Origin of the sequence: Bacillus sp. GMs2/2, assembly GCF_050172095.1 — a bacterium.
In the GTDB taxonomy this organism is placed as follows: Bacteria; Bacillota; Bacilli; order Bacillales; family Bacillaceae_G; genus Bacillus_A; species Bacillus_A cereus.
On record NZ_JBNLYE010000147.1, the window covers coordinates 1 to 10,331 of the forward strand.

Genomic DNA, 10,331 nt, shown 5'->3' on the forward strand with positions numbered 1-10,331 from the left:
GGCATTTACTATAAGAAAGCTTCGTAATTTATTGAAGGAGGAACGATTCAAATGTATCCTCATTGGAATCCAAATATAAATCAACAGTATGTTTATTCCCCTCATCCCGCAAGGAATACATTGCATCATGATTCACAATATATGATGCAGCGTATTGCAAGTCTTGAAAATCAATTAACTAAATTAATCTCATTAATCGAGGAAAATAATCAATTAATTAAATCAATGGAACAACAAAAAAAACCAAGTTTGTGCACCAGCTGGAGGTTCTGTTATCGTTCGTATGTGATCTGGATGCAATAAAAAACACACTTTGTATTATAAAAGTGTGTTTTTTATTCATTATTTTCTTTTCGTATGGAACCCTTGTGTAATTCGATCTAATATAATTGCGATTACTACGATAGCTAATCCAGCTTCAAATCCCATTCCGATATTAACTTGTGTTACAGAGCGATATACATCAACTCCAAGTCCTGGAGCTCCTACAAGTGATGCTGTTACAACCATCGATAACGAAAGCATAATGCTTTGGTTCACACCAGCCATAATCGTTCCGGTTGCAAGTGGTAATTGTACTTTAAATAGTTTTTGTGATGCTGTGGATCCAAATGCATTCGCTGCTTCAATTAAATCTTCTGGAACTTGTCTAATTCCTAAGTCAGTAAAACGAATTGTCGGTGGCATTGCAAAGATTACTGATGCAATAATTCCAGGTACTACACCTACTCCGAAAAATGTAATCGCTGGAATAAGGTATACGAATGCAGGCATTGTTTGCATAAAATCTAATGTTGGTTTTAAAAATTTTGAGAAACGTTCATTTTGAGATGCTAATATACCAATTGGAATTCCGACAATAATTGAAATAATAACAGACGTAAGTACGAGTGCTAATGTTTGCATCGTTTGTGCCCAGTAGTTAATATTCAAAATAAATAATAATCCAATAAGCGTAAAAATGACTAAAGATAATTTCCTCGTTGTGTACCAAATGAGGAAACATAAGATAATAATCATCAATATGGCGGGTATTATTGTTAAAAAATTAGTGAGTAAATCAACAAATCCGCCAATAATATAAGAGAATCCTCGGAATAAGCCTTCAAAGTGCTCATATAAACTTGCAACAAATGAGTCGACCCATTCCCCTAATGGAATACGCGGTATACTATTCATCGTCTTTCACCTCTTCCTCAATGTTTCCTGCAAGAGCTTGAATGACACTTTCACGTTTAATAATTCCTCTTAGCCTTTTCTTCTCATCGATTACTGGTAACGGATATTTCATCTCCGCCATTTTTGCATAAGTCTCTTCCAGTAAAGTATCCAAATACACATGCGGAATATCATTAAGTAATAAATCAGCAATCGGCCACTGTTTTTGTACTGCTTTACTCGCATCATCCGCAGTTAATATACCTAAAAACTCATACTTTTTGTTTACAACATATACAGTTGAGACACCTGCATTCCTCATAATTTGAAGGGCTACACGAGGTCCACGATCAATTAATAAAGTTTCTGGTCGTTTTAAAATAGACTCAGCCGTAATTACTTTTCCTAAATTCACGTCCGCAACAAACTTTTCTACAAATTCATTAGCGGGGCTCATCATAATTTCTTCTGGTGTTCCAATTTGGACAATTTCTCCATCTTTCATTAATGCGATACGATCTCCAATTCGAAGCGCTTCATCTAAATCATGCGTAATAAATATAATCGTTTTTTCCATTTTATCTTGTAACTCTAACAATTCATCTTGCATTTCTTTTCGAATAAGTGGATCTAATGCACTGAATGACTCGTCCATTAGTAATACATCTGGATTATTCGTTAGTGCCCTTGCGATTCCAACGCGCTGCTGCATACCACCACTAAGTTGACTTGGGTAATTATCTTTATGATGATCGAGTCCTACTAACTGTAGCGATTCTAACGCTTTTTTCTCTCGCTCTTCAACCGGAACTCCTTGAATTTCTAAACCATATGCAACATTTTGTATAACTGTACGATGCGGAAATAGAGCGAATTTCTGAAATACCATACTCATTTTCGTTCTTCTTACTCTCCGTAACTCTTCTTTTCCCATCGTTGCGATGTCTTCACCATCTATGTATATATGACCTGCAGTTGGTTTAATCAATTGATTTAACATACGAACTAGCGTAGATTTCCCGCTACCAGACAAACCCATAATAACGAAAATCTCTCCAGAGTAAACTTCAAACGTTGCTTTTTTCACCCCAACGTTCATTCCTGTCTCTTTTAAAATTTCCGATTTACTTTTTCCTTCTTTTAATAAGGAAAGGGCCCTTTGCGGATGTTTCCCGAATACTTTTGTTACGTTTTCAACACGCACCTTTGTATTATCCATGTCACTACTCCTTTTCTACCCATCTATTCACATAGTGTTGCGATTTTACAAAGAAATATTACATAAAAATGACATTCATAAGATTTCTTTAAAATTCTCGTTTCCGTTCATAATAAGAATGCTTACTTATACATTTATTTTATAAGGCAAACGTTACTTAGGAGGTTTTCGATGCGAAAGAAAATTTGGTTTATATGCCTTGCATTATTTATTACTATGATTTTCACTTCATGTAATGCAACAAATGCAAATTCGAAAGGAAAAATTAAACTTGGTGTAACAAGTTGGAAAGAAAATATTGCAACCGCAAACATGTGGAAAGTTTTATTAGAAGAAAAAGGCTACAAAGTTGAACTTATGTATTTAGAAAAAGCCGCAATTTGGACTGGTGTCGCTCGTGGTGATGTTGATGCGAATTTAGAAGTATGGCTACCAGTTACAGATAAACCGCTAAACGATCGTTATAAAGATGATATTGTCTTAAAATCAAAATGGTACGAAGGTACTGGACTAGGTTTAGTCGTCCCTTCTTACATGAAAAACATAAACAGTATCGAAGATTTAAATGCTCATAAAGATGAACTAGAGAATAAAATTGTCGGTATCGAACCCGGTAGTAGTCTTATGAATTTAACGAATAAAGCAATGAAAGAATATGATATAAAACTAAAACTTGTCCAATCTTCTGAAGCTGCGATGATGAGTGAACTAAAGAAAGCATATACGAAAAAGAAACCAATCGCTGTTACGCTTTGGAATCCGCATTGGGGCTTTTCAGAATTTGACTTAAAATATTTAAAAGACCCTAAGAAAGTATATGGTGAAAAAGATGACATTTATTACTCTGTTCGTAAAGGTTTCGAAAAAGACCATCCGGATATCATAAAATACTTTGACAAATGGAAGATGAACGATGAACAGCTTGGTACGTTAATGGTCGAGTTAAATAAAACGAAAGATCACGAAGAAGCGGCGCGAAAATGGATTAAGAAGAATCAAGCGCTAGTTGATGAATGGGTAAAAGATTAATAAAAATAGGCTAGAGGGTTAGCATATCCTCTAGCCTGTTTTTAACTTATTTTTTCGTAACAACGTCATCTACAATCCCATATGCCTTGGCTTCTTCTGCAGTCATAAAATAATCTCTTTCTGTATCATGTGCTACTCTTTCAATCGGTTGGCCTGTTTTTTCTGCAATCATTTTATTAATATCATGCTTTAACTTTAATATTCTTTTCGCAGTTATTTCAATTTCTGTTGCTTGCCCTTGTGCACCACCAAGCGGCTGATGAATCATAATTTCACTGTTAGGGAGAGCAAACCGTTTTCCTTTTGCTCCTGATAATAATAATAATGCACCGAATGATGCCGCAAAGCCCATGCATAGCGTTTGCACATCTGGTTTAATTAAATTCATCGTATCTAATATTGCAAAACCTGCTGTCGTTGAACCGCCAGGGCTATTGATGTATAAGAATATATCTTTTTCTGCATCTTCTGCTTCTAAAAATAATAATTGCGCTACGACACTACTCGCTACTTGATCATTAATTTCTGAGCCGATAATAATAATGCGGTCTTTCAATAACCTTGAATATATATCATAGGAACGTTCTCCTAATTTTGTTTGTTCTACTACATATGGAATTGCATTCATTTTAAATCCCTCCAATACTTGTTATGCTGCGTAAAGCATATAACTGTAGGAAGAAGGGTTTTTCACATTAAATAATAAGACTGGCTGTTTAGATGGTAATTTAGTAAAATCTATTGTCGGAAGAAGCTTCGTTAATAATTCTGGTCTTTCCTCACGAATAGATGTTACAACAACTTCAATATCCTCTGTGAATTCGACTATCTCAATCCCTTCTTCACTTACAGTTTTCAGCCTATTTCTACTCCGAAATAAAGAAGCTTTCACTGCACCTTCTGATACAGAACACAATTTAGCAATATCAGCGATACTATATTGAAAAACATCTTTTAATAATAAAATTGCGGATTGCTGTACATTTAATGAAGACAATACTTTCCCTACCATTTCATGCAAATCTGCAATGTTCTCATGTGGTTCTTCAAAAGTGATTTGTGCTCTTATTTTTTCATGAACAGACTTAGACTTCATCTGATCTAACCAACGATTTCTTGCTATTTTATAGACGAGTGTCATACAAATATCTTTATTTCTATATTTTTGAAGCACTTTACACACTGTTTCTTGGGCGAGATCTTCCCCATCCCATTTGTTTTTCGTTAAAAAAGTACAGTATCTTTTTAACTCTCCATATTGTTCAATTAAAAAGTTTATATTTGAATGATTCATATCGATATGGTTCTTTGAAACATGAGTTACTTTTGTGCACAAAATAACCACTCCTTTTCAGTGCTTACTTAATAAACGATTCAACATTAAAAAAAGTTACGGGGATATAAAAAAATAATGTTTATGTTCAATAATTCGCGGTCATAAATATGTTATGTACAATTTTACGTGAGGAGGAACAAATTTGCCAAAATTAACAATTGAAGGTGCGGGAACTTTTGATGTGAAAGAAGGAACAAAGTTAGTATTAGCAATTGAAGATAGCGGTGTCAACATTCTTCATCGTTGTGGCGGGAATGCACGTTGCACAACTTGTAGAGTAGAAATACTAGCAGGTGATTTCTGTGAAGCAAGTGCGAATGAGAAACATGCAATGACGGAAAAAGGAATTGAAGATCATTTACGATTATCTTGTCAAATGCGTGTACATAAAGATATAGTCGTTCGTCCGGTACTTACAGTTGAAAATTCAGGTCTTGATGCCGGGCCGCGTCCGGCGGAGTAAAGCGATGAATTTAAAACAGCTCGCTGGCGAATATGCCGCTAACTTTGTAAATGATGGCATGAAGATTGGGCTTGGTACAGGTTCTACTGTATATTGGACAATACAAAAATTAGGTGAGCGTGTAAAAGAAGGATTATCATTTCAAGCTGTACCAACATCAAAGGAAACTGAAGCATTAGCACATCAACTAAATATCCCCCTACTTTCGTTAAACGACGTACAAAGTCTTGATCTTACAATTGATGGAGCGGATGAAATTGATTCAAATTTACAACTTATAAAAGGCGGTGGCGGTGCATTACTTCGTGAAAAAATCGTTGCCTCTTCCTCTAAAGAACTAATTATCATTGCTGATGAATCGAAACTTGTAACACATTTAGGTAATTTTCCATTACCTGTTGAAATCATCCCTTTTTCATGGAAACAAACCGAAAATAAAATTCAATCTTTAGGGTGTCAAACAACGTTACGTTTAAAAAATAATGAAACCTATATAACCGATAACAATAACATGATTATCGATTGTATATTCCCTAATCATATTTCTAATCCTGCCCATTTACACACCCAATTAAAAATGATTACTGGTGTAGTTGAAACAGGGTTGTTTATAAGTATGACGAGTACAGCAATTATTGGCACTAAAAATGGGATAAAGAAATTGTAATAAAAGCTAACTTTTTAAAGTTGGCTTTTTAGTATGTTCTTCTTCTCTTAATAGTACTTTATTATGATATACTAGGAAAACGCAAACTGATTACACTAGAAAGGACTGAACATTTTGCAATCCAAACTTATAACAGAACTTACTGATTTAGAAACTGCCTTTCATATTCGAAAAGAAGTATTTGTAAAAGAACAAGGTGTTCCTCTTACAGATGAATTCGATACATTCGATGAAATCGGAGAGCAATGTAAACATATTTTAGTTTATTATCATGATCTTCCTGTAGGCACAGGGCGTATACGATTTGTTGATGGTGTCGGAAAATTAGAACGTATTTGTATTTTAAAAGATTATCGTACATATGGATTAGGTAAAGTCATCATTCAAACGTTAGAAGAAATTGCTCGTAACGAACAAGCTACAAAAGTGAAGCTACACGGTCAAACACAAGCTGAAGGATTTTATAAAAAATTAGACTATCAAACTTCTTCTGATATATTTATGGAAGATGGCATTCCGCACATACTTATGACGAAAGTGTTATCATAATAAAAAGGGTAGTATATGAATCTTATGTATTCATACACTACCCTGTTTTATTAATAGAAAAGTGAATTCTCAAAATTACCTTTTGCATCAAAGCCCAACATCTTTTAGTTCATACCTAGGTAAAACTTACACTGTTTTCCATAATGATAATGCATAAATCCAGTTTGGATCACCATTTCCTTGATAACTCTGGACTGCTTCATATACTTTTCCTTCGTGTAGAACTCTATCTCCCTTTTTATATGCTTTTTTTGCATCCCACGCTTCATGTGAAGCGCTTTCAGTTTTTGTAGTAATTGTGAATATATCACTCTGTACGGATTCATTTCCAGCTACATCAACAGCTTTCACTACATAGTTATAAGTAGTATTAGCGAGCAGATTTTTATCCAAATAAGAAGTTGTATTGGATGTTGCAATCTTTTTCATTGACCCTTCTGTTTCTCTATAAATATCATAATGGTCTACACCAATATTATCGTCAGATGGACTCCACATTAAATCCACACTTGACGCTGTCGTTCCCATACTATGTAATCCTTTTGGTTGTGTTGGTGCTTCTGTATCAGGAGTCTCAACTGTCGTTTTTACTGTAAGCGCTGTACTTTCTTTCGATACATTGCCAGCTGCGTCAATTGCTTTTACAGTATAAGAGTATTCTGTACTTGGTTGTAACTTCTTATCAATAAAATGAGTCCCTGGTACTGTATCAATCATCTCTCCGTTACGGAAGATTTGATATCCTTTTACCCCTACATTATCCGTAGAAGCGTTCCATGTTAGTTCTACACTATTCGCTGTTACTTTTTGCATCTGAAGTCCATTTGGAATACTTGGCGCTTCTATGTCTGGTTTCACATCATTAATAAGATTAACATCAATTACATTATAGAATGCATTTGCTGTATCAGCTACATCCCATACTGCTAAAATCACATGATATCCACTACGATCAGTAGGTACATTGATTTTATGAGTTAAATTATTTGAAGCTGCAGAACCATCATGTTGTACAGTTCCAATTGGTTCGAAATCTGCTCTTGTTAGCGCTTTATTTGGATTCCATCCTTTTTTAGTAATATAGTAATGCCACTTACTCGTTAAGTGAGGCGCAGTATACTTCCAAGTAAATGTATTTTCCCCACCAGTGATTGTATTTTTAAACCAACGATTTTCTGTTTGTTGATCTAAAATACCACCAAATTTTCCGCCTGCTGAAGCAATTTGTCCATCTACTGGACCACCTTGTGGGAACCCTTTTGGAGCTTCTAAACTTTGTGGTTCATACATAACACTTCCACAGTTTACATTTAGCGCACCATAAGTTGGACTACATAAAGCGGATCGGCTACCGGGCTTTTCAACAAAACCGTGCGCATAAGCATTTTGAGGAATAAGTGTCGTACTAATAATTCCAGCTGTTAATGCTACAGCTCCTAAACTTTTTTTGTTCATTTTCATATTTTGTAGTTGTTTTAAAAATCGATTATTCATGCTCATGTCTCCTTCTTGTTATACTTTGTAGTGGAATGTGGGCTTTGATGTAAAAGAATAACAAGAGACAAACTTGTACCGATGTATGTATTAATTATGCATACACCGCAGTGAAAATATATTTTTTCCTTGTGAAACATTTCACTTTATGAATATATCATGACATAGAACTCGCCTAAGCATGTGCAGAAGTTGTGCAGAAACAGTGAAATTATTACTAACATATAAAACCACATCCTGAAATCATAAAGTAAAACTTTAATTAGTTGGGGTTTTACGGTCGGTTAATACGGGATAAAATAAAAGTGTGCAGCAGGAATTGTAGACTTAGTTCTCAAAATTCACATTTAGTATTTTCATTTAAACAATTCTTCTCTTCTTACAACAGAAAAGTGTCTATATCATTTAATATAGACACTTTTTTCATGTATAACTTTATATTTATTACTGACCTACAAATGTAAAAATTTCATCAACAGCTTCCTTATATCCACCCGATGTTCGGAATGATTCCTTCAAATTCAAAGCAGCCTCTTTATATGAAGGGTTATTTAAAATTAACTCCACACTTTCACGCAATTTCTCCACGGTTAATTCATTCATATGTAATTGAACTCCTGCTCCAAGACTCTCCACTTGCTTTGCGATTGCTGGCTGATCTGCACTTTGCGGTATTACAACGAGCGGAACCCCGTTATATAGTCCTTCATGCGTACTGTTCATCCCGCCGTGTGTAATAAATAGTTTCGTATAAGTAAGCAGTTCGGTTTGAGGCACATAGTTTTTCACAATGAAGTTTTTAGGGATTTCGCCTAGATCACTTATTTTTGTTTTATTACCAATAGACATAACAATTGTATGCTCACTATTCTCAAAGGCCTTCATACACAGTTTATAAAAGTCAATCGCTTCATTAAAAACAGTACCTAATGAAATATAAATCGGACTTTTTACTTCAATTGAAGTAAAATCAACGTCTCTGTTTTTCATTTGTGCAGAGATAGATGGTCCTACAAATTTATATGTTTCATCAAACGTATCACCAAAAGGCTGGAACTCCTTAATTGTATACACAATAGTAAGGGGTGCAGGATTACAGAAAACTTCATACGATGATTTTATTTCAACACCATATTTTTCAGTAATTCCCTTTGTTAAGTTTTGAAAATCATTCTGTATTTTATCATGAATTTCTACTGGGATATTTTTTGACAGATGACCTAACATTTGCTCAAAGAATTTTTCATCCTGCGCAAAAGATGTGCATGAATTTATGGCTGGAAGTTTAAGAATTTGAGCAATTAAATGGCCACAACCAAACATAGAATCATGAATCATGTAATCAAAATGTTCACCTTCAATTTGTTCTAGAACGCTAGATATTACAATATTCGCTGTATGTAGAAGGCCGTTTATTCTTTCCTGTAAATAATTTCTGCCTCCAGATAGAAACGCTTTTATAAATTTTTGATCATCAATCGTTCGTACAGTAGCACCTGTCTTCTCAATCCGCTCCCTGAAAGCTTCTATTGAAAAATAAACGACCTCTTCACCACGAGAAATCAATTCTTCTACAACTTGTAAAGTTGGATTTATATGTCCTTCTGATCCAGCGTTAATAAATAAAACACGCGCCATAATAAACACTCCTTACGTTAAATCGTTTCTATGTTGGCAAGAGTACGGATTTTCTCCATACTCTTTTCTTAGTTGTTCGTAGCATGTTCCTACTAAATTGACCTAGCGAGTCTAAAACCGAGATCATCTATATGAAATGTAGGATGGCTTCGACGACGACAAGTAGCGCCGCACCCTCTCGCTGTTTCAGCCCAACTACCACCACGAAAAATGCGGTATGATCCGTACACTGTTTCATCATACAAATCATAACACCATTCCCAAACGTTCCCTAGCATATCATAAAGTCCCCATGCATTCGGTTCTTTTTGGCCAACGTCATGAATCTCTCCATTTGAATTTTCATTATACCACGCTATATCATGAAGTTTCCCGTATGTATATCCGGTTGTACTTGCTTTACATGCATATTGCCACTCTGCCTCACATGGTAATCGGTAGCCATTTGAATCTAAATTACATTTCACAATTTGACCACCATCACTAATAGAATAATATTCTTTTAATCCCGCTTTTTTTGAAAGTACATTACAAAACGCAATGGCATCGTTCCATGAAATATTGACAACTGGTTTATGATTTTTATCAAAATTATTTAATGTACTATTTGTAATAGCATCATATAGTTCGATTGTTACAGCATACTTCGCAAGAAGAAATGGCTGAATTTGCACTAGCCATTCTTTTTTTATTCGATCATCTCTTAATACTACCTCTCCAGCTGGAATATTTACCATTAATGAATCAATTAGTTGAATTAAATCATTAGTCATTTTCT

Annotated in this window: 11 protein-coding genes and 1 pseudogene; 5 read left to right on the forward strand and 7 right to left on the reverse strand. The window is 34.7% G+C overall.

The window, feature by feature from the left end; translation table 11 throughout:
• Positions 1-51: 51 nt before the first annotated feature.
• Positions 52-289, forward strand: a pseudogene (locus ACQGS6_RS17385) (hypothetical protein).
• Between the two features lie 53 nt (positions 290-342).
• Here the strand turns inward: ACQGS6_RS17385 and ACQGS6_RS17390 are convergent.
• On the reverse strand, positions 343-1,179 hold the full coding sequence (locus ACQGS6_RS17390) for an ABC transporter permease (RefSeq protein ID WP_001084760.1): 837 nt from the start codon (positions 1,177-1,179) through the stop codon (positions 343-345).
• Entirely contained in the window at positions 1,172-2,377 is a 1,206-nt protein-coding gene (locus ACQGS6_RS17395; RefSeq protein WP_000370606.1) for a quaternary amine ABC transporter ATP-binding protein, read from the reverse strand. Before ACQGS6_RS17395 ends, ACQGS6_RS17390 begins: the two co-directional genes overlap by 8 nt.
• Before the next feature lie 171 nt (positions 2,378-2,548).
• Here ACQGS6_RS17395 and ACQGS6_RS17400 point away from each other — a divergent pair, with 171 nt between their 5' ends.
• Positions 2,549-3,406, forward strand: a complete 858-nt coding sequence (locus ACQGS6_RS17400) for a glycine betaine ABC transporter substrate-binding protein (RefSeq protein ID WP_001227618.1) — start codon at positions 2,549-2,551, stop codon at positions 3,404-3,406.
• A 46-nt stretch (positions 3,407-3,452) separates the two neighbouring features.
• On the opposite strand, the gene clpP is transcribed toward ACQGS6_RS17400, so the two are convergent.
• Entirely contained in the window at positions 3,453-4,034 is a 582-nt protein-coding gene (clpP, locus tag ACQGS6_RS17405) for an ATP-dependent Clp endopeptidase proteolytic subunit ClpP (RefSeq protein WP_000991610.1), read from the reverse strand.
• A 21-nt stretch (positions 4,035-4,055) separates the two neighbouring features.
• Complete coding sequence (locus ACQGS6_RS17410; RefSeq protein ID WP_000337523.1) at positions 4,056-4,742, reverse strand: RNA polymerase subunit sigma-70; 687 nt, start codon at positions 4,740-4,742, stop codon at positions 4,056-4,058.
• 142 nt (positions 4,743-4,884) lie between these two features.
• On the opposite strand from ACQGS6_RS17410, the gene ACQGS6_RS17415 reads away from it, so the two are divergent.
• The 3 genes from ACQGS6_RS17415 (at position 4,885) to ACQGS6_RS17425 (ending at position 6,421) form a co-directional block, all read left to right on the forward strand.
• A complete protein-coding gene (locus ACQGS6_RS17415) occupies positions 4,885-5,205 on the forward strand; it encodes a 2Fe-2S iron-sulfur cluster-binding protein (RefSeq protein ID WP_001125388.1) in 321 nt (106 codons plus the stop codon).
• Between the two features lie 4 nt (positions 5,206-5,209).
• Positions 5,210-5,872 carry a ribose 5-phosphate isomerase A gene (gene rpiA / locus ACQGS6_RS17420; RefSeq protein ID WP_001049985.1) on the forward strand — a complete coding sequence of 221 codons (663 nt, stop codon included), beginning with the start codon at positions 5,210-5,212 and terminating at the stop codon, positions 5,870-5,872.
• A 114-nt stretch (positions 5,873-5,986) separates the two neighbouring features.
• Positions 5,987-6,421, forward strand: a complete 435-nt coding sequence (locus ACQGS6_RS17425) for a GNAT family N-acetyltransferase (protein ID WP_001190880.1) — start codon at positions 5,987-5,989, stop codon at positions 6,419-6,421.
• A gap of 126 nt (positions 6,422-6,547) precedes the next feature.
• On the opposite strand, the gene ACQGS6_RS17430 is transcribed toward ACQGS6_RS17425, so the two are convergent.
• The 3 genes from ACQGS6_RS17430 to ACQGS6_RS17440 form a co-directional block, all read right to left on the reverse strand.
• The gene (locus ACQGS6_RS17430; RefSeq protein ID WP_074625255.1) at positions 6,548-7,915 is read right to left on the reverse strand and encodes a lytic polysaccharide monooxygenase; all 1,368 of its coding nucleotides are present in this window, start codon (positions 7,913-7,915) and stop codon (positions 6,548-6,550) included.
• Between the two features lie 444 nt (positions 7,916-8,359).
• Positions 8,360-9,553 (reverse strand): macrolide family glycosyltransferase, encoded by a 1,194-nt coding sequence (locus tag ACQGS6_RS17435; protein ID WP_000124892.1) that lies wholly within the window; start codon positions 9,551-9,553, stop codon positions 8,360-8,362.
• A gap of 92 nt (positions 9,554-9,645) precedes the next feature.
• On the reverse strand, positions 9,646-10,326 hold the full coding sequence (locus tag ACQGS6_RS17440; protein WP_025966128.1) for a formylglycine-generating enzyme family protein: 681 nt from the start codon (positions 10,324-10,326) through the stop codon (positions 9,646-9,648).
• Positions 10,327-10,331 lie beyond the last annotated feature (5 nt).